At 73.2% G+C, this 20,054-nt stretch carries 14 protein-coding genes; 11 read left to right on the forward strand and 3 right to left on the reverse strand.

From position 1 onward, the window contains the following. Positions 1–15: 15 nt before the first annotated feature. The 3 genes from H9I38_RS04995 to H9I38_RS05005 are packed head-to-tail and all read right to left on the reverse strand — an operon-like array spanning position 16 to position 6,221. Entirely contained in the window at positions 16–1,338 is a 1,323-nt protein-coding gene (locus H9I38_RS04995; protein ID WP_226337635.1) for a M1 family metallopeptidase, read from the reverse strand. 12 nt (positions 1,339–1,350) lie between these two features. Continuing rightward, the gene (locus H9I38_RS05000; protein ID WP_226337636.1) at positions 1,351–5,265 is read right to left on the reverse strand and encodes a Pls/PosA family non-ribosomal peptide synthetase; all 3,915 of its coding nucleotides are present in this window, start codon (positions 5,263–5,265) and stop codon (positions 1,351–1,353) included. Continuing rightward, positions 5,262–6,221: a quinone oxidoreductase family protein gene (locus tag H9I38_RS05005; protein WP_226337675.1), complete on the reverse strand. Its 960-nt coding sequence runs from the start codon at positions 6,219–6,221 to the stop codon at positions 5,262–5,264. The genes H9I38_RS05000 and H9I38_RS05005 overlap by 4 nt, the downstream gene beginning before the upstream one ends. A gap of 162 nt (positions 6,222–6,383) precedes the next feature. Here H9I38_RS05005 and argC point away from each other — a divergent pair, with 162 nt between their 5' ends. The 11 genes from argC (at position 6,384) to tyrS (ending at position 19,572) form a co-directional block, all read left to right on the forward strand. Beyond that, the gene (gene argC, locus H9I38_RS05010; protein WP_226337637.1) at positions 6,384–7,430 is read left to right on the forward strand and encodes an N-acetyl-gamma-glutamyl-phosphate reductase; all 1,047 of its coding nucleotides are present in this window, start codon (positions 6,384–6,386) and stop codon (positions 7,428–7,430) included. Between the two features lie 68 nt (positions 7,431–7,498). Continuing rightward, a complete protein-coding gene (gene argJ / locus H9I38_RS05015; protein WP_226337638.1) occupies positions 7,499–8,716 on the forward strand; it encodes a bifunctional glutamate N-acetyltransferase/amino-acid acetyltransferase ArgJ in 1,218 nt (405 codons plus the stop codon). Positions 8,717–8,740: 24 nt separating this feature from the next. Further along, positions 8,741–9,703 (forward strand): acetylglutamate kinase, encoded by a 963-nt coding sequence (gene argB / locus H9I38_RS05020; RefSeq protein ID WP_226337639.1) that lies wholly within the window; start codon positions 8,741–8,743, stop codon positions 9,701–9,703. Beyond that, positions 9,700–11,025 (forward strand): acetylornithine transaminase, encoded by a 1,326-nt coding sequence (locus tag H9I38_RS05025; protein WP_226337640.1) that lies wholly within the window; start codon positions 9,700–9,702, stop codon positions 11,023–11,025. The genes argB and H9I38_RS05025 overlap by 4 nt, the downstream gene beginning before the upstream one ends. Then, positions 11,018–12,055, forward strand: coding sequence for an ornithine carbamoyltransferase (gene argF / locus H9I38_RS05030; protein WP_226337641.1), 1,038 nt, complete (start codon positions 11,018–11,020; stop codon positions 12,053–12,055). The genes H9I38_RS05025 and argF overlap by 8 nt, the downstream gene beginning before the upstream one ends. Beyond that, positions 12,052–12,558: an arginine repressor gene (gene argR / locus H9I38_RS05035; protein WP_226337642.1), complete on the forward strand. Its 507-nt coding sequence runs from the start codon at positions 12,052–12,054 to the stop codon at positions 12,556–12,558. The genes argF and argR overlap by 4 nt, the downstream gene beginning before the upstream one ends. A gap of 72 nt (positions 12,559–12,630) precedes the next feature. Next, positions 12,631–13,866, forward strand: coding sequence for an argininosuccinate synthase (locus H9I38_RS05040; RefSeq protein WP_226337643.1), 1,236 nt, complete (start codon positions 12,631–12,633; stop codon positions 13,864–13,866). A gap of 2 nt (positions 13,867–13,868) precedes the next feature. Then, positions 13,869–15,305, forward strand: coding sequence for an argininosuccinate lyase (gene argH / locus H9I38_RS05045; protein ID WP_226337644.1), 1,437 nt, complete (start codon positions 13,869–13,871; stop codon positions 15,303–15,305). After that, on the forward strand, positions 15,302–15,889 hold the full coding sequence (locus H9I38_RS05050; protein WP_226337645.1) for a pyridoxal 5'-phosphate synthase: 588 nt from the start codon (positions 15,302–15,304) through the stop codon (positions 15,887–15,889). Before argH ends, H9I38_RS05050 begins: the two co-directional genes overlap by 4 nt. 72 nt (positions 15,890–15,961) lie before the next feature. Beyond that, the gene (locus H9I38_RS05055; RefSeq protein WP_226337646.1) at positions 15,962–18,238 is read left to right on the forward strand and encodes a HelD family protein; all 2,277 of its coding nucleotides are present in this window, start codon (positions 15,962–15,964) and stop codon (positions 18,236–18,238) included. Continuing rightward, positions 18,235–19,572, forward strand: a complete 1,338-nt coding sequence (gene tyrS, locus H9I38_RS05060; protein WP_226337647.1) for a tyrosine--tRNA ligase — start codon at positions 18,235–18,237, stop codon at positions 19,570–19,572. The genes H9I38_RS05055 and tyrS overlap by 4 nt, the downstream gene beginning before the upstream one ends. The last annotated feature ends 482 nt before the right edge of the window (positions 19,573–20,054 follow it).

The raw sequence follows: 20,054 nt of genomic DNA on the forward strand, positions 1-20,054 counted from the left end.
ACACGGTCCGGAGCGTCAGGGCAGCGGCGGAAGCGCGGTGTCCGAGAGCCACGGGAGAAGGACCTCCCGCGTCTCGGAGCCGTGCAGGTCCTCGACCAGGCTGAGGAAGTCCTCGGTGGAGGCCGTCGCGTGGGCGAACCGGGACTGGAAGCGCGAGAGCACCGCGAAGAACGCCTCGGAGCCGAGGGCCGCCCGCAGGGCATGGAGGGCGAGGGCGCCGCGCTTGTAGACGCGGTCGTCGAACATGTCCTGCGCGCCCGGGTCGGCCAGCGTGAGGGTCTGGGGCTTGGCGGCGAGCCCCGCGTAGGCCTCCTCCGCCTCGGCCCGTGCCGTGGAGCGTCCGGACTCCTCGGCCCAGAGCCACTCCGCGTAGCAGGCGAATCCCTCGTGGAGCCAGAGGTCCTTCCACTGCCGCAGCGTCACGCTGTTGCCCCACCACTGATGGGCCATCTCGTGCGCGATGAGCCGCTGGCTCTCCCACGCGGAGGTGAGGTGGTTGGCCCCGAAGAGGCTCATCTCCATCGCCTCGAGCGGGATCTCGAGCTCGTCGTCGCTCACCACCGAGGTGTAGGCCTCGAAGGGGTAGGGGCCGAAGCATCGCTCGAAGAGCGCGAACATGGCCGGCTGGTCCGCGAGCGCGGCGCGCGCCTTCCGGGCCAGGGCATGCGAGGCGGCGAACCCGACTCGCCCGGTGTGCTCGACGACGTCGTACCGGCCGATCTGCAGGGCGGCGAGGTAGGTGCTCGTGGGGTGCTTCTCCCGGTAGACCCAGCGGTGTGTGGACCCCTTGCGAGCGGTGTCGACGAGCTGTCCGTTGGCGAGGGCCCGGTAGCCGGCGTCCGTCCACACGGCGATGTCGAAGGTGGCCTTGCAGGACGGGTGGTCCACGCAGGGGAACCAGGTGGGCGCGCCGTTGGGCTGGCCGGCCACGAGCACGCCGTCGGTCAGCTCCTCCCAGCCGACCTCGCCCCAGAGGCCTCGGCGGGGCCCGGGCGAGCCCTCGTAGACCACGGTGACGGAGACCTCGGCGTTGCGGGGGAGGTCGTGCTTGGACGTCAGGAAGAGGTGGGTGCGGGTCTGTTTGACGCGCTCGGCCGGCTTTCCGTCGATGAGGGCCTTCTTGACGCGCAGCCCTACGAGGTCGAGGACGAGCTGGCGCGTCGTCGCCGGGATCCGGCCGGTGATGACGGCGGTGCCCGTGAGGCGGTTGTTCCGCAGCCGCACGGAGAGGTCCAGCTCGTAGTGCCGCGGGACGATCCCGGCCCGCTCGGCCCCGGGCAGGTACGGGTCCTCCGCGGGGTCGTGGAGACGGTGGTGGTCGGGCGGGAGAGTCGTCACGGAGAGGGGTCCTTAGTCAGCGGGGGTCTCGAGCCAGGGCGCCACCGGGTTGCCCGTCCAGCGGGTGGAGCCGGGGATCCGCTCCCCGCGCATGACGAGCGAGGCGGGGCCCACGGTGGACGCCTCGCCGAGCTCGGCCGCCGGCAGGATGACGCTGTGAGGTCCCAGTGTAGAGCCTGCCTCGAGGGTCACTGTGTCGATGGCCATGACGCGGTCGTGGAAGAGGTGGGTCTGCAGGACGGTGCCGCGGTTGACGCTCGCGCCGTCGCCGAGCGTGACGAGATCGGCCTCCGGAAGCCAGTAGGACTCGAGCCAGACGCCGCGCCCGATCTTCGCGCCGAGCGCTCGCATCCAGAGCGTCATGGCGGGCGTGCCCGCGGCGGCGTAGGCGAACCAGGGAGCGGCGACGAGCTCCACGAACGTGTCCTGCACCTCGTTGCGCCAGATGAAGGAGCTGAAGAGCGGGTGCTCGCCCGGGCGGATCCGGCCCACGAAGATCCACTTGGCGGCGACGGCGGAGCCCGCGGCCGCGAGTGAGGCGGCGAAGGCCACGAGCCCGGAGAGCAGCGCGGTGCAGAGCGCCGCGCCCCAGGCGGGCAGCCCGGCCTCGAGGAGCGACGTCCAGATCCACGAGAGCGCCATGAGGACGCCGGCGGCGAGGAGGGCGGACACCATGACGGGCACTCCGCGCAGCAGCTCCCACCCGGCCCGGGCGGCCTTGAGGCGGGGACCCGGCGCGAAGGTGCGGTCCGACTCGGACTCGACGGCGGTGCGGCGCAGGCGCGAGGGCGGCGAGCCGAGCCACGAGGAGCCGGACTTCGCCTTGGCCGGTGCGGCGGAGAGCACGGCCACGAGCGAGTTCTTGGGAACCTTGCGTCCGGGCTGCGCCATGCCGGAGTTGCCGAGGAAGGAGCGCTTGCCTACCTTCGCGGGGCCGATGTGGATCCAGCCGCCGCCGAGCTCGTAGGTGGCCACCATCGTGTCGTCGGCGAGGAACGCCCCCTCGGCCACGGTGGTGAGCGAGGGGATGCAGAGGACGGTGGAGATCTCCACGTTCTTCCCCACCTTCGCGCCGAGCATCCGCAGCCACACGGGAGTGAAGAGCGAGGCGTAGAGGGGGAAGAGCAGCTCGCGGGCCGAGTCGAGGAGGCGCTCGGTGGCCCAGGCCTGCCAGCCCACCCGGGAGCGCACGGGCCAGTAGCCGGGGCTGAGACCGATCGCGAGGAGCCGCACGGCACCCACAGTGAGGAGGGCGAGCACGGCGAACCAGACGAGTCCTGCGAGCGGCACGGCCCAGAGCGCGGGCAGGATCCGGGCGTGGAGGGAGCCGGTCTCGGCGAGGCCGGCGGCAGAGGCGGCGAGCAGGACGCCCGGCACCGCCGCGAGGAAGGGCAGGAGGGAGAGCAGCGCTCCCGAGGCGGCGTAGACGAGCGCCCACGCGCGGCTGCGGCCTGGCCGCTCGGCGGGCCAGCTCGGCTTGGCCCTGCCGGTCGGGGCCGCGGGGGAGCCGGAGGCCCGGCGTCCGGCGGGGATCCGGCCCGTCACGGCGGAGCCCGGGTCGATGTGCGCGTCCCGGCCCACCGCTGCGCCCGGGCCCAGCGTGGATCGCCCGCCGATGTGGGCGCCGGCGCCGATCCGGACCGCGCCGATGTGGACGGCGTCTCCGTCCACCCACCAGCCGGTCAGGTCCACGTCCGGCTCCACGGAGGCGCCCTCGCCGATCTTGAGCATCCCGGTCACGGGCGGCGCGGAGTGCAGGTCCACGCCCCGGCCGATCTTCGCGCCGAGCGCCCGGGCGTAGTAGGGCACGAGCACGGCGGAGGAGAGCGAGACCGCGCCCACGAGGGACGCGATCTGCTCCGCCGTCCAGAGCCGCAGGTGGACCGATCCGGCGCGCGGGTACGTCCCCGGCTTCACACCCCTCAGCAGGAGCCGGGCGGCGGCCACGGAGACGGCCATGCGTCCCACGGGCGCGGCGAAGACGAGCCACGCGAGGGCGGTGGCCCACAGCGGCGGGGCGGGGATCTGCGTGCGGACTCCCGCCCAGTCGAGGACGGTCAGGCCGATCGCGAGGTACACGAGCCACCGCAGCCCCACGAGCACGAGCGAGGGGACGCCCACGAGCGTCTGCGCCCACTGGGCCCGCTTCGGCGTGCGCCGCACGGTCCGCTGCTCCGCGAGCGCCGGCGGCCCGTCCGCCTGCCCCACGAGGTGCTCGGCGAGCGCGCCGACCCGGGGCCTGTCGTAGACGTCCGCCACGGTCACGGCGGGGTAGCGCTGCCGCAGCACGGAGACGAGCTGCGCGGCCTGGAGGCTGCCGCCGCCGAGCGCGAAGAAGTCCGCGTCGAGGCTCCCCGGCGCGGCGGAGAGTGCCGCTGCCCAGGACTCCACGACCCACCTGGCCTCCGGGCCGAGCGCGTCGAGCTCGGCGGTGTCGCCGTCGTCGTCCCCGGCGCCCGCGAGCGGCCACGGGAGCGCGTCCCGGTCCACCTTTCCGGAGGACTTCGTGGGGAGGGTGTCGACGACGGCGAGCCGCGGGACCAGCGCCGCGGGGAGGTCTTCGCGCAGCGCGGCGGAGGCCGCCGACTCGTCGAAGTCCGCGCCCTGCTCGGGAACCACGTAGCCCACGAGGACCTGCGGGGAGGCGCCGCCGCCCTTGACCGCCGCCGCGGCCCCGTGGACGCCGGGGAGGGACTGGAGGGCGGACTCGACCTCGCCGAGCTCGATCCGGCGCCCGCCGAGCTTGACCTGGTCGTCCGCGCGGCCGTTGAAGAGCAGGCCGGCCGGGTCGTAGGTGACGAGGTCGCCGGAGCGGTAGGCGCGCTCCCAGCCGAGAGTCGGCATCGGGGCGTACTTCTCGGCGTCCTTGGCCGGGTCGAGATAGCGGCCGAGCCCCACGCCGCCGATGATGAGCTGTCCGCTCTCTCCCTCGGCCACCGGGACCTCGTCCTCGTCCACCACCGCGAGGTCCCAGCCGTTGAGGGGCAGGCCGATGCGGATGGGGCCCTCGCCCGTCATCGGCGCGGCGCAGGCCACGACGGTGGCCTCGGTGGGCCCGTACGTGTTCCACAGCTCCCGTCCCTCGGTGGCGAGGCGCGCAGCGAGCTCCGGCGGACAGGCCTCGCCGCCGAAGATGAGCAGGCGGACGTTCTCGAGGGCCTCCGCGGGCCAGAGCGCCGCGAGCGTGGGCACCGTGGAGACCACGTTGATCTCGCGGGAGACGAGCCACGGGCCGAGGTCCACGCCGGAGCGCACGAGCGAGCGGGGCGCGGGGACGAGGCAGCCGCCGCTGCCCCACGCGAGCCACATCTCCTCGCAGCTCGCGTCGAAGCCCACCGAGAGCCCGGCCAGGACCCGGTCCCCGGGGCCGAGCGGCGCGTCCTGGAGGAAGAGCTGCCGCTCGGCGTCCACGAACGCGGCGGCGGAGCGGTGGGAGATGGCCACACCCTTCGGCGTGCCCGTCGAGCCGGAGGTGAAGATGACCCACACGTCGTCCTCGAGCCGCGGCCGCCGGGGCGCGGGATGCGGGGCGGTCCGCTCGCCGGAGAGGACCACGCCGTCCTGCGTGGCGACCCCGGCCACGCGGGCCTCGGAGAAGACGAGCCGGGCCCGCTCCTCGGGGTCGTCCGCGTCCACGGGCACGTAGGCGGCGCCGATCGAGACGGCCGCGAGGATCGCGGTGTAGAGCCGGCTCGTGCCGGAGGGGATGCGGATGCCCACCTTGTCCCCGGGGCCTAGGCCGAGAGCGGTCATCTCCCGTCCCGCCTCGAGCACCGCTGCGTGCAGCTCCCGGTAGGTGAGGGGCCGTTCGCCGTCGTCGAGGGCCGGCGCCTCGGGGTGCGCCTCGACGGTGGACTCGAAGACCTCCCAGAGAGTCCGGGGAGCGGGGGCCTGAGCGGAGCCGGGGAGCTGCGGGGAGTGGATCACGGCGTGAGGACGATCTTTCCGGTGGTCGAGCGGGACGTGAGCGCATCCTGCGAGTCTGCCGCCCGGGCGAGCGGGTACTCCGTGACGGAGACGGCGAGGTCGCCGTCGGCGAGCGGCCCGAACACGTCGGCGGCCCGCCATGCGCGCTCCTCTGCGGTCGCGAGGAAGTGCGCCAGCGAGGGGCGCGTCAGGACGAGGGAGCCGCGGCGGTTGAGCTCCTGCGGGTCGAACGGCGGTACCGGGCCGGAGGCCGCGCCGAAGAGGGCCATCGTGCCGCGCGGCGCGAGGCTCGCGAGGGACTCCTCGAAGGTGGTGCGGCCGACGCCGTCGAACACCGCCGCGACGCCGCGGCCGCCCGTGGCCTCCCGGACGCGGTCGGCGAAGCCCTCGTAGCCGAAGGCCTCGTCCGCGCCGGCGCTCAAGGCGAGCTCCCGCTTCTGCGGGGTGGAGGCCGTGGTGAAGACGCGCGCCCCGCGGCGCTTGAGCATCTGGATCGCGATCTGCCCCACGCCGCCCGCGCCCGCGTGGATGAGCACCTCGTCCCCCTCGCGGACGGGGTAGACGCTCGTCATGAGGTAGTGCGCGGTGAGGCCCTGGAGGCTCGCGGCGCAGGCCGTCGCGAGGCTGAGCCCCTCCGGCACGGGGATGAGGTGGTCCGCGGGGGCGAGGCAGTACTCCGCGTAGGAGCCGACGGCGCTCGCGGTGGTCACCCGGTCTCCGACCCGCACGTCCTCGACGCCCTCGCCGACGGCGACGACCGTCCCCGCCGCCTCGGACCCCAGCACCGCCGGGTACTCCACGGGGTAGGCGCCGGAGCGCTGGTAGGTCTCGATGAAGTTGACGCCGGCCGCGGCCACGCGCAGCAGGGCCTGGCCGGGACCGGGGGAGGGCACGGGGCGCTCGGCGGTGCGGAGCACGTCCGAGCCGCCGGCCTCGCGGGCCTCGACGACGGTCATGGTCTCCGGGACCTGCAAGGTCCTCTCCTCGGGGGCGGCGGGATGCGGCACGGGGATCGCCTCTTCCTCTGGTTCTCGGTGTCCCAGCCAGCTTAGGCGCTTCCAGAAGGCGAGGATGCATAACTATTGCCGAGAGTGCATAATTTTCCATATACTCGACGCATGAAGATCTCAGCAGCCGTCGCAGGCGCCAGCGGCTACGCCGGTGGCGAGCTCCTGCGCCTTCTGGCGATGCATCCCGGCGTCGCGGTCAAGACCGTCACCGGCAGCTCGAGCGTGGGCCGCTCCCTCGGGGAGCTCCAGCCGCATGTCCACGCGCTCCGGGACCTCCGGATCGAGGAGACCTCGCCGGACACCCTCGCGGGCCACGACGTCGTCTTCCTCGCCCTCCCGCACGGCTCGTCCGGTGCGATCGCGGCGGAGCTCGGCGAGGAGTCGCTCGTCGTGGACGCGGGCGCGGACTTCCGCCTCGAGTCCGCCGGCGCGTGGGAGGAGTTCTACGGCGGCAGCCACGCGGGCACCTGGCCCTACGGCCTTCCGGAGCTGCCGCTCGCCGAGGGCGGCCGCCAGCGCTCCCGGCTGAAGGGCGCCCGGCGCATTGCGGTCCCCGGCTGCTACCCCACGTCCTCGCTCCTCGCCCTCGCCCCGGGATTCCGGGCCGGCCTGCTCGAGCCTGCGGACGTCGTCATCGTCTCCGCCTCCGGCACCTCGGGCGCGGGCAAGGCGATGAAGCCGCACCTCATGGCCAGCGAGGCCATGGGCTCGATGTCCCCGTACGGCGTCGGCGGCGTCCACCGCCACACCCCCGAGATCGAGCAAGGCCTCTCCTGGGCCGCGGGGGAGGGCGTCTCGGTCTCCTTCACGCCGACGCTCGCCCCCATGCCCCGGGGCATCCTCACGACGGCGACGGCGCGCGTCCGCCCCGGCACGGACGCGGCCGCGGTGCGCGAGGCCTGGGCGAGCGCGTGGGAGGGGGAGGAGTTCGTCCGCCTCCTGCCCGAGGGCCAGTGGCCCGCCACCCAGTCCGTCCTGGGCTCGAACTACGTCCACACCCAGGCCGCCCTGGACCCGAGGACGGGCCGCGTCATCGCGAGCGTCGCCCTGGACAACCTCGCCAAGGGGACCGCGGGGGCCGCGGTCCAGTCCATGAACATCGCCCTCGGGCTCGAGGAGACGCTCGGGCTCACCGGCGGCGGCCTCGCGCCCTGACGCCCGCCCGCCAGAACCCACCGCCTGAACCCGCTGCCTGTACCCACCGCCCGCCGAGGAGGCCCACCGTGACCAGCACCCTTCCCGAGCCGCTCGCCCGGTTCTCGACCGTCCAGGGCGTCGAGGTCGAGCGCGCCCCGGCGCAGTGGCCCGCGGGCTTCCGCGCGGCCGGCGTCGAAGCCGGCCTCAAGGCAAGCGGTGGACCGGATCTCGCCGTCATCGTCAACGAGGGCCGCACGGACACCGCTGCGGTGAGGCTCACAGTGAACCGGTTCGCCGCGGCGCCTGTGCTCTGGACCCGGGAGGCGGTGGGAGACGGGCGCATCCGCGCCGTCGTCGCCAACTCTGGGGGAGCCAACGCGTGCACGGGGCCCGAGGGCTTCCAGGACACGCACGCCACGGCCGAGCGGCTGGGCGAGCTGCTCGGCGTGAGCGCCGCGGACGTCGCGGTGGCTTCGACCGGCCTCATCGGCGAGCGGCTGCCGCGCGAGAAGGTCCTCGCCGGCGCGGAGGCCGCGTGCGCGGGCGTGCGGCGCGATTCGGTCGAGGAGACGGCCCGCGCCGTCATGACCACGGACAGCAAGCCCAAGGCCGCGGCGGTGACGCTGCCGGGCGGGTCGAGGATCGTGGGCATCGCCAAGGGCGCGGGCATGCTCGCCCCCTCGCTCGCGACGATGCTCGTGTTCCTCTGCACGGATGCCGAGATCTCGGCCGAGGAGGCGGACGCGGCCCTCGGCGAGGCCTGCGCGGTCTCCTTCGACCACGCCGACTCGGACGGCTGCATGTCCACGAACGACACGGTCCTCCTGCTCGCCTCGGGCGAGGCGGCCCGCGAGGACGCGGCGGCGTTCACGGCGGGCCTCACGGCCCTCTGCCAGGACCTCGCGTACCAGCTCATCGACGACGCCGAGGGCGCCGCCCACACCATCGCGGTCACGGTCGAGTCGGCCGCCTCCGTCGAGGACGCCCGGACGGCGGCCCGCGCCGTCTGCCGCTCGAACCTCGTCAAGACGGCGATCTTCGGGGCGGACCCGAACTGGGGGCGCATCCTCTCGGCGCTCGGCACCACCGCCTGCGCGTTCGAGCCGGGCGACGTGAGTGTCCGCGTCAACGGCGTCGAGGTCTCCCGCGCGGGAGGGCTCGGCGAAGACCGCTCGCTCGTGGACCTCGCCCCGCGGGAGGCGTCGATCGTCATCGGCCTCGGCGCCGGAGACGCGGAGGCCACGATCCTCACGAGCGACCTCACGCACGAGTACGTCCACGAGAACAGCGCCTACTCCTCCTAGAGGCGCACCGCGAAAGGACCAGGCATGACTCCCACACCCGAGACCCCGCCGCCCGCCGCGCCGGCCCCCGAGGGGTCGGCGCCCGCGGCCGGCGAGTCGGCCGTCCTCGAAGCGGCGGCCCAGCGCGCCGCGAGCCTCGTCGAGGCGCTCCCGTGGATCCAGCGCTTCGCGGGCTCCACGATCGTGCTCAAGTACGGCGGCAACGCGATGGTGAGCGAGGAGCTGCGTGAGGCCTTCGCCGCGGACGTCGTCTTCCTCCACCACGTGGGCATCCGGCCCGTCGTCGTGCACGGCGGCGGCCCGCAGATCAACGCGATGCTCGAGCGGGTCGGCGTCCCGTCCGAGTTCCGCGGCGGATACCGGGTCACGAGCGAGGAGGCCATGGACGTCATCCGCATGGTGCTCACCGGGCAGGTGGGGCGCGAGCTCGTGGGGCTCGTCAACCGGCACGGGCCGTACGCCGTGGGCCTCTCGGGCGAGGACGCGGGCCTGCTCCAGGCCCAGCGGCGCACAGGCGAGCAGGACGGGGAGCCGGTGGACCTCGGGCTCGTCGGGGACGTCACCGGCGTGGACCCCCGGGCCGTGCTGGACCTCCTCGAGGCGGGCCGCATCCCCGTCGTCTCCACCGTGGCGCCGGAGTACCGGGACGGCGAGCCGACCGGCAGCGTGCTCAACGTCAACGCGGACGCGGCGGCCGGAGCCGTGGCCGCCGCGCTCGGGGCGTCCCGGCTCGTCATCCTGACGGACGTCGAGGGCCTCTATCGCAGCTGGCCGGACAAGGGCTCGCTCGTCTCCTCCCTCCCCGCCGACGAGCTCGAGGAGCTGCTCCCGTCCCTCGAGTCCGGCATGATCCCCAAGATGGCGGCGTGCCTCGCCGCCGTGCGGAGCGGGGTGAGCGCCGCCTCGATCGTGGACGGCCGGGCTCCGCACTCCATGCTCATCGAGCTCCTCTCCAACGCAGGCATCGGAACGCAGGTGACACCATGACGCAGCACCAGACCGAGACGCAGCACCAGAGCGAGACACCGGACCAGGCGGACCCGCAGCAGTCGGCCGAGGCTCAGGGCCAGACCCCGTCCTCGGAGCTGCTCGGTCGCTACGGACGCTCCTACACGGGCATGTTCGGGCCGCCGAAGCTCGCCCTCGTCAAGGGCCGGGGATGCCGGGTCTGGGACGCGGACGGGCGCGCCTATCTGGACCTCCTCGGCGGGATCGCCGTCAACGCGATCGGCCACGCGCACCCGCGCTGGGCCGCGGCCGTGGCGGACCAGGCGGCGACGCTGTCCCACGTCTCCAACTTCTTCGCCACCCCGCCGCAGATCGCGCTCGCGGAGCGGCTCATCCGCCTCGCCGGCCTGCCGGAGGGCTCGGCGGCGTTCCTCGTCAACTCGGGGGCCGAGGCCAACGAGGCCGCCTTCAAGCTCGCCCGTCTTCACGCCGCCGCGGCGAACGCCCGGGACGGCGGCGCCCGCACCGAGGTGGTGGTCTTCGAGGGCGCCTTCCACGGCCGGACCATGGGCGCGCTCGCCCTCACGTCCAAAGAGGCCTACCGCGCCCCCTTCGAGCCGCTGCCGGGCGGTGTGCGGCGCATCCCGTACGGCGACGCCGAGGCGGCGCGGGCTGCGATCGGCCCGGCGACGGCCGCCGTCGTCGTCGAGCCCGTGCAGGGGGAGGCGGGCGTCGTGCCGCCGCCCGAGGGGTGGCTGCGCCTCCTGCGGGAGCTGACCCGGGACGCCGGCGCGCTGCTCATCGCAGACGAGGTGCAGACCGGGATCGGCCGCACGGGCCGGTGGCTCGCCTCCGAGGGCGTGGAGCCGGACGCGGTGACGCTCGCCAAGGGCCTCGGCGGCGGGTTCCCCGTGGGGGCCCTGCTCACCCGCGGCCCCGAGGTCTCCCGCCTCTTTTCCCCGGGCGGCCACGGGACCACGTTCGGCGGCAACGCGCTCGCGGCCCGCGCCGCGCTCGAGACGCTCGCGGTCATCGAGGAGGAGGGGCTCCTCGAGGCGGCGGAGGCTCGAGGCGCCCAGCTCGAGGCGGGTCTGGACGCGCTCCCGGAGATCGGCGCCGTGCGCCGGGCCGGGCTGCTCCTCGGCGCCGACCTCTCGGAGGCGGCGCTCGCGGAGGGGCTCACCGCCCCGGACGTGGTCCGCTCCGCCCAAGAGCGGGGCTTCCTGCTCAACGCGACGAGCGGGAGCACCCTCCGACTCGCCCCGCCGCTCGTCCTCGCCGAGGCCGAGGCGGCGGAGTTCATCCACGCCATGCCGGAGATCCTCTCCGGCGCCAGGAAAGGCCAGCCCGACCATGACTGACGCCCTGACAGCAGACCACGCCCGCGGAGCCGGGGAGGACTCGAGCCGCCCCGCCGTCCGGCACTTCCTCAAGGACAGCGACCTCTCGCCGGCCGAGCAGGCCGAGGTCCTCGACCTCGCCGCGGCGCTCAAAGCCGCCCCGCACTCCCGCACGCCCCTGGCGCACGGGGACGCGCGCGAGACGGTCGCCGTGATCTTCGACAAGACCTCCACCCGCACCCGCTTCTCCTTCGCGGCGGGCATCGCCGAGCTCGGCGGGCAGGCGCTCATCGTCAACCCCGGCGAGTCCCAGATCGGCCACAAGGAGTCGGTCGAGGACACGGCCCGCATCCTCGAGCGGACCGTCTCGGCGATCGTGTGGCGCACCTTCGGCCAGGCGGGCCTCGAGACCATGGCCCGCTTCTCCCGGGTGCCCGTGGTCAACGCCCTGAGCGACGAGTTCCACCCCTGCCAGATCCTCGCCGACCTCCTCACGGTCCGGGAGGAGTTCGGCACGACGGCGGGCCGCACCCTCGCCTACATCGGCGACGCCGCGAACAACATGGCGAGCTCCTACGCGCTCGGCGGTGCCCTCGCCGGCATGCACGTGCGGCTCTGCGGGCCCCAGGGGTACCGCCCGGACCCGGCCGTCGTCGAGGAGGCGCAGCGGATCGCCGGGGAGACGGGCGGATCGGTCGCCGTCGTCGACGAGCCCCGCGAGGCCGTCTCCGGCGCGGACGTCGTGGCCACGGACACCTGGGTCTCCATGGGCCAGGAGGGGCAGAAGAGCGAGCGGGCCGGCGCCTTCGAGGGCTTCAGGGTCACCGAGGAGCTCATGGCGCTCGCGCGGCCCGAGGCCGTCTTCCTCCACTGCCTGCCCGCCTACCGCGGCGTGGAGGTGGACGCGGACGTCATCGACGGCTCCCGGTCCCGCGTCTGGGACGAGGCGGAGAACCGCCGGCACGCGCAGAAGGCGCTCCTCGTCTGGCTGCTCCAGCGCGCGGAGGCCTCCAGCTCCTTCGTCGACCGGCGCCCGGAGGTGTCCGCATGAGCGCGCCGACGACGAAGACCGCCCGCCAGGCCCGGATCCGCTCCCTCCTGCGGGAGAACGTGGTCCGCTCGCAGGGGGAGCTCGCCCAGCTGCTCGAGGAGTCGGACGTCCAGGTGACCCAGGCGACGCTCTCGCGGGACCTCGTCGAGGTCGGCGCGCTCCGCGTGCGGGGAGAGGGCGGCGTTCTGCGCTATCTTGTTCGCGAGGACATCGCGTCCGCGGCCGAGGCGGCCTCGGGCGGGGCGCTCGTCGCGCGGGTGGCCCGGCTGTGCCAGGAGGTGCTCGTGACCGCGGAGGGCACGGGCAACCTCGCGGTGCTGCGCACGCCGCCGGGGGCCGCGAACTTCCTCGCCCAGGCCATCGACGCCGCGGCACTCTCCACGGTGCTCGGCACGATCGCGGGCGACGACACGATCATGGTCATCGGCCGGACCGGGGGAGCGGGCGAGGAGCTCGCCCGGTACTTCCTCGAGCTCGCGGAGTCGTCCGGGCCGCGGAGCTGACCCCGTTGGACGCCGTGTGCATAGTTATGCAAGACTATGCATAGAGCAAACACGCAGACCTAGGAGAAGCGCATGACAGAGCGGATCGTTCTCGCCTACTCGGGCGGACTGGACACGTCGGTCGCCATCGGCTGGATCGCCGAGGCCACCGGGGCGGAGGTCGTCGCCGTCGCCGTGGACGTGGGACAGGGCGGCGAGTCCCTGGAGACCATCCGCCAGCGCGCCCTGGACTGCGGCGCCGTCGAGGCCTACGTGGCGGACGCCCGGGACGAGTTCGCGGAGCAGTACTGCATGCCGGCCCTCAAGGCCAACGGCCTCTACATGGGCCACTACCCGCTCGTCTCCGCGCTCTCGCGCCCCGTGATCGTGCGCCACCTCGTGGCCGCCGCGAAGCAGTTCGGCGCTTCGACGGTCGCCCACGGCTGCACGGGCAAGGGCAACGACCAGGTCCGCTTCGAGGTCGGCATCCAGACGCTCGGCCCGGACCTCAAGTGCATCGCGCCGGTCCGCGACCTCGCCCTGACGCGCGAGAAGGCCATCGACTACGCGGAGGCCAACAGCCTCCCGATCGTCACCACGAAGAAGAACCCGTACTCGATCGACCAGAACGTCTGGGGCCGCGCCGTGGAGACCGGCTACCTCGAGGACATCTGGAACGCGCCCACCAAGGACGTCTACGAGTACACGCAGGCGCCCGAGTTCCCGCCGGCGCCGGACGAGGTCACCATCGCGTTCGAGGCGGGCATCCCCGTCAAGATCGACGGCCGCGCCGTGACGCCGCTCCAGGCCGTCGAGGAGCTCAACCGCCGCGCCGGCGCGCAGGGCGTGGGCCGGATCGACGTCGTCGAGGACCGCCTGGTGGGCATCAAGAGCCGCGAGATCTACGAGGCCCCGGGCGCCATGACGCTCATGACGGCCCACAAGCACCTCGAGGACATCACCCTCGAGCGCGAGCAGGCCCGCTTCAAGAAGACCGTGGACCAGCGCTGGACCGAGCTCGTCTACGACGGCCAGTGGTTCTCCCCGCTCAAGGGCTCGCTCGACGCGTTCGTCGACGAGACCCAGGAGCACGTCTCCGGCGAGATCCGCCTCTCGCTCCACGCGGGCCAGGCCGTGGTCAACGGCCGCCGCTCGGACTCGAGCCTCTACGACTTCAACCTCGCCACCTATGACGAGGGCGACGCGTTCGACCAGTCGAGCGCCCGCGGCTTCATCGACATCTACGGCCTCTCGGCCAAGGTGGCGAGCGAGCGCGCGGCCCGCCTCGGCGAGGTCCAGTCGGTCGACGACGTCGCGAAGCTGAAGTAGCCGTGGCCGGGACGAACGAAGGCGCCCTCTGGGGCGGACGCTTCTCCGGAGGCCCCGCTGACGCGCTCGCCGCGCTCTCGAAGTCCACGGACTTCGACTGGAGGCTCGCCCGCTACGACATCGCCGGCTCCCGGGCCCACGCGCGGGTCCTCGCCAAGGCGGGGCTGCTCACCGAGGCCGAGCTCTCGGGCATGGTCGAGGCCCTCGACCGCCTCGAGGCGGACGTGGTCTCCGGGGCGTACGCGCCCTCCGCGGGAGACGAGGACGTCCACGGCTCCCTCGAGCGCGGCCTCATCGAGCGGGCGGGCCCCGAGCTCGGCGGCAAGCTGCGCGCCGGGCGCTCTCGGAACGACCAGATCGCCACGATGGGCCGCATGTACCTGCGGGACCACGCCCGGATCATCGCCCAGGGCGTCCTGGACACCGTCCGGGCGCTCGTGTCCCAGGCCGAGGCGCACCCGTACGCGCCGATGCCGGGCCGCACCCACCTGCAGCACGCCCAGCCCGTGCTCCTCAGCCACCACCTGCTGGCCCACGCGTGGCCGCTGCTGCGGGACGTGGAGCGCCTCATCGACTGGGACAAGCGCGCCGCCGTCTCGCCGTACGGCTCGGGCGCCCTCGCGGGCTCGAGCCTCGGCCTCGACCCGAACGCCGTCGCGGAGGACCTCGGGTTCGACTCGGCCGTGTGGAACTCGATCGACGGCACGGCCGCCCGCGACGTCTTCGCGGAGTACGCGTGGGTGTGCGCCATGATCGGCGTGGACCTCTCCCGCATCAGCGAGGAGGTCATCTTCTGGGCCACGAAGGACGTGGGCTTCGCGAAGCTCGACGACGCGTTCTCCACCGGATCCTCGATCATGCCGCAGAAGAAGAACCCGGACGTGGCGGAGCTCGCCCGCGGCAAGTCGGGCCGCCTCATCGGCGACCTCACGGGGCTGCTCGCGACGCTCAAGGGCCTGCCCCTCGCGTACAACCGCGACCTCCAGGAGGACAAGGAGCCGGTGTTCGACGCGACGGACACGCTTGAGCTCCTCCTGCCCGCGGTGAGCGGCATGATCGCCACCCTGGGCTTCAACACGGAGAAGATGGCGGAGCTCGCCCCGCAGGGGTTCGCCCTCGCCACGGACATCGCCGAGTGGCTCGTCCGCCAGGGCGTGCCCTTCCGGGAGGCCCACGAAATCTCCGGCGGCGCAGTCCGGATCGCCGAGGAGCGCGGCGTCGAGCTGTGGGACCTCACGGACGAGGAGTTCGCCCGCGTGGACTCCCGCCTCACGCCCGAGGTGCGCGGCGTCCTCTCCACCGAGGGCTCGCTCTCCACGCGCAGCGCCCAGGGCGGGACGGCGCCGGACGCCGTCGCGGCCCAGCTCGAGAAGGCCCGGGAGGTCCTCGCCTCCCAGCAGCAGTTCGCCGAAGACAGGATCGTCGAAGGAGCACCGTGAACACGTCCGTGAGCAGCCTGTCCCTCCGCCAGCGCCTGCGGGCCCTGCCGGTCTTCCCCGAGATCTTCCCGCCCTTCGAGGCGGGGGACGGGGGATGGCCGGAGGACCCGGCGGAGGCGTTCGTCGCGTGGCTCGAGACGGCGGTGGACCGCCAGGTCGTCGAGCCCCACGCGGCCACGCTCTCCACGGCGGACGCGCACGGCGCCGTCTCCGCGAGGACGCTCATCCTCAAGGACATCGTGGACAACGGCTGGCAGTTCGCCACGCACCTGGACACGCGCAAGGTCGAGGACATCGAGGAGAACCCCCGGGCCGCCCTCACGTTCTACTGGCCGGAGGTGGGCCGCCAGGTGAGCGTCCGCGGCCGCGTCGTCCGGCTCGACGACGAGACCTCGGCCGCCGACTACCGTCAGCGCCCGCTGGCCGGGACGGACGTGGACCCGGACTGGAAGGCGTTCGCCGTCGTCGCCGACTACGTGGAGTTCTGGCAGGCGAGCACGGACCGGGCCCACCGCCGCATCGCGTACTCGCGCGAGGACGAGTCGCAGCCGTTCGAGCGGACGGACGTCGACCCTCGGATGTAGCCCGCGGCGTACACTGGATCAGCTCGGGACCGTCCGGCTCCCGGCTCGTCGAGAGAGAGGCTCGCAGCACACGTGGGTGATGGCCAGAACGCGATCGTCGAGGCAGAGCAGCGCCGTGTGGACGCGCTCTACGCCCGGCTGGACGAGCTCCGGCGGGAGAAGGAGGCCGAGCTCTCGGCGGTCCGCCGCCAGGGCCCTTCGGGCTCGGCCCAGAAGGTCTCGGAGCGGGACTCCTTCGCGGCCCTCCACGAGGACCGGCTCGCCCAGCTGTTCGCCGTCGAGGACCGCCTCGTCTTCGGCTCCCTGACCCCGGAGGACGGCGGGGCCGAGTCGCACATCGGCCGCATCGGCCTGACGGATGCCGAGTCCCAGCGCATGCTCGTGGACTGGCGCGCTCCCGAGGCCGGACGCTTCTACCAGGCCACGGCCTTCGACCCGCAGGGGGTGGCCCGGCGCCGCCACATCATGCTGCGCCGCCGCACCGTCGTCGGGCTCGACGACGAGGTCCTCTCGCCCGATTTCGAGGGCGAGACCGTGGGGACCGGCGGAGACGGGGCCCTGCTGCGCGGGCTCAACGCCAAGCGGACGGGACGGATGCACGACATCGTCTCGACGATCCAGCGCGAGCAGGACGAGATCATCCGCCGCCCGCTCGCCGGCGTCACCGTGGTGCAGGGCGGTCCGGGCACGGGCAAGACCGCCGTGGCGCTCCACCGCGCCGCCTACCTCCTCTACACCCACCGGGAGCGCCTCAGCCGCAGCGGCGTCCTGCTCGTGGGGCCGTCCGCGGCGTTCCTCGAGTACATCGAGCGCGTCCTGCCCTCGCTCGGCGAGACGGGCGTGGTCATGCGGACCGTGGGCGAGCTGTACCCCGGTGTGGCCACCGCCCGCGAGGACGCTCCGCTCGCCGCCGAGGTGAAGGGCCGCGCGGTGTGGCGGGAGATCCTGAAGCGGGCCGTCCGGCAGCGCCAGCGGACCTTCTCCCGGCCCCGCGAGGTCAACGTGGAGGGCTTCCGCACCACGATCACCCCTGGAATGGTCAAGCACGCCCAGGAGAAGGCCCGGGCCACGCGGCAGCCGCACAACAAGGCCCGGGACACGTTCGTCAGCACGCTCATGGACGCGGTGACCGAGCGGGTCACGGAGCAGATCAAGGAGCGCTCGAAGGGCAACAAGGCGGACCGCTCGTACGTGGCGGAGGACGTCGCCGCCTCCTCGGACGTCCGCGTGGCCGTCAACCTCGCCTGGATGCCGCTCACACCGGAGAAGGTGCTCGGGGAGCTGCTGACCCGCCCGGAGCTCCTCGTGGACGCCGCGCCCGAGCTCTCGAGCCGGGAGATCGCGGCCCTCATCCGCCGCGAGCCGGCGGAGTGGACCCTCGGGGACGTCCCGCTCCTCGACGAGCTGGCGGACCTCCTCGGCCCGCTCGATCCGCACGACGCCCGGCGGCTGCGCGAGCGGGAGGATCAGGACGCGCGCGACACCCAGAACGCCGAGCGCGCCCTGGAGAACGTCAACACCCAGCTGGAGAACTTCGGCGTGGACGGGATCATCTCCGCCGAGGACGTCAAGCGCTCGATGTCCGGTCCCGAGCGGCGGATCAATGCGGCGACGGCGGCGGACCTCGACCGCACGTGGGCCTACGGCCACGTCATCGTGGACGAGGCCCAGGAGCTCACGCCCATGCAGTGGCACACCGTCTTCAAGCGGGTGCCGATCCGCTCCATGACCATCGTGGGGGACATGGCCCAGGCCTCCTCGCCCGGCTCCTCCCGCTCGTGGTCCGAGGCGCTCGAGCCCTTCACGGGCGGGCGGTTCGACGAGCTCGCCCTCACGGTCAACTACCGGACGCCGCGGCAGATCTCGGACGCGGCGGTCGCCGTCGCGCGGGAGCTCGGCGCCGAGATCGAGGCCCCGCGGCCCATCCGAGACGCCGCCGCCCCGGTCCTCTCCACCGTGCCCGGCGAGCGCTGGCGGGAGGGCCTCGTCGAGGCCTGTGCGGCCGAGCTCGAACAGGCGGCCGGGGGACTCGTGGCCGCCGTCGTGCCCCGCCGGGCCGCCGCTCCGGCGAGGGAAGCGCTTGCCGGACTGCCGGAGGTCCGGGTGCTCGACGCCCACGAGGCCAAGGGCCTCGAGTTCGACTCGGTGGTCCTCATGGACCCCGAGGGCATTCTCGAGGACGACGGCGGCCGGCCGGGCTCGCTCTACGTGGCCATGACGCGCTCAACCCAGCGCCTGCACGTGCTCGCCGTCGATTCTCTGCCGCCCGGCGTGCAGGGCATACTGGACAGGGCGGCCGCCGAGGGCCCCGCCGCAGACGATTCACCGAGGGAAGGACGCCGGGCATGACCGCCACGTCGCCAGCAGAGGGGACGCTGAGCCCCGCACCGCACGCCAACGACTCCTCCTTCGCGAACGTCTATGAGGAGCTGCGCTGGCGCGGTCTCATGCAGGTGACCACGGACGAGGCGGCGCTCGAGGAGTTCCTCTCCACGCCCGGCGGCACGTTCTACTGCGGCTTCGACCCGACGGCGCCGAGCCTCCACCTCGGCAACCTCGTCCAGATCCTCGTCATGCGGCGCCTCCAGCTCGCGGGGCTGCACCCGCTCGCGCTCGTCGGCGGATCCACGGGGCTCGTGGGAGACCCGCGGCAGACCGCCGAGCGCGTGCTCAACTCCAAGGAGGTCGTGGGGGAGTGGGTGGCCAAGCTCCGCGGCCAGCTCGAGCAGTTCCTCGACCTCGAGGGCTCGAACCGGGCGGTGTTCGTCAACAACCTCGACTGGACCGCGCCGATGTCCGCCATCGACTTCCTCCGCGACGTGGGCAAGCACTTCCGCGTAGGCACGATGATCAAGAAGGACATCGTGGCGAGCCGCCTCAACTCGGACGCGGGCATCTCCTACACGGAGTTCAGCTACCAGGTCCTCCAGGGCATGGACTACCTCGAGCTCTTCCGGCGCCACGGCTGCCGGCTCCAGACCGGCGGCTCGGACCAGTGGGGCAACCTCACCTCCGGCACGGAGCTCATCCGCAAGGTGGAGGGCCAGACCGCGCACGCGCTCGGCACGCCGCTCATCACCAACTCGGACGGCACCAAGTTCGGCAAGAGCGAGGGCAACGCCATCTGGCTCGACGCCTCCATGTGCAGCCCGTACCGGATGTACCAGTTCTGGCTCAACACCGCGGACGCGGACGTGGTGGACCGCCTCAAAGTCTTCACCTTCCTCACGCGTGAGCAGATCGAGGAGTACGGCCGCGCCGTGGAGGAGCGGCCGTTCGCCCGCGAGGCCCAGAAGCGGCTCGCCTTCGAGGTCACCTCGCTCGTGCACGGCGAGGAGGCCGCGCACCAGGTCATCGAGGCTGCCGGCGCGCTCTTCGGGGGCAAGGACCTCTCCGCTCTGGACCCTGAGATTCTGGGCGGAGTGCTCGACGAGCTCCCGTCCGCTGAGGTCTCTCCCGAGGCCACGGTGGTGGACGCATTGGTGGCCGCCGGCTTCGCGGAGTCCAAGACGGCCGCCCGCCGCTTTGTGAACGACGGCGCCGCGAGCGTCAACAACGAGCGGGTGACGGACGCGGAGTCCCTGCTCAGTGGGGAGGCGCCGCTGCGCTCGGGCGAGCAGGAGGCGGTCTACCTCGTCTCGCGCGGGAAGAAGAACAAGGCGAAGGTCACGGTGCGCGGCTAGTGCGACACAGTGCGCGGCTAGTGCGACACAGTGCGCAGCCAGCGGGAGAGACCGGTCCAGCTGTGTGAGGAGCGGATGAGACCGGATCCCCTGTTCGGGGGAGCGGAAACACCGAGCCCGTGCAGAGCTCGCAGCAGTGTGGCTGGAGCCACAGCATCGGAAACGATGCCAGGGGCCTCTCGGCAGCACCGGACACTGAAATGGGAGCGGCGGCTCCGCCGAACAGGCGGCCGCCGCTTCCGTGTGTTTCCGGGGTTCTCGGGGCAGCGGTGCGGCGTGGGGGACAGCGCAGAAGCCCTCTCGTGGTGGGGGAGCTCTTCGATTTGCGTGGTCGGTGGCGGGTGTGTAGAGTTTTATCTCGCGCCGGAAACGGCCAGCGTCGCGGAAGCGACTCCCACCTGAACGGCCTGGAAGGGCGCGGACGGTGTGGGGTTGCGCGGGGCTGGGGGTTCTGGTAAGATTGAAAAGTTGCTTCGGAGCGA

The sequence above is a fragment of the Arthrobacter sp. UM1 genome, from assembly GCF_020483305.1.
Classification (GTDB): Bacteria; Actinomycetota; Actinomycetes; order Actinomycetales; family Micrococcaceae; genus Falsarthrobacter.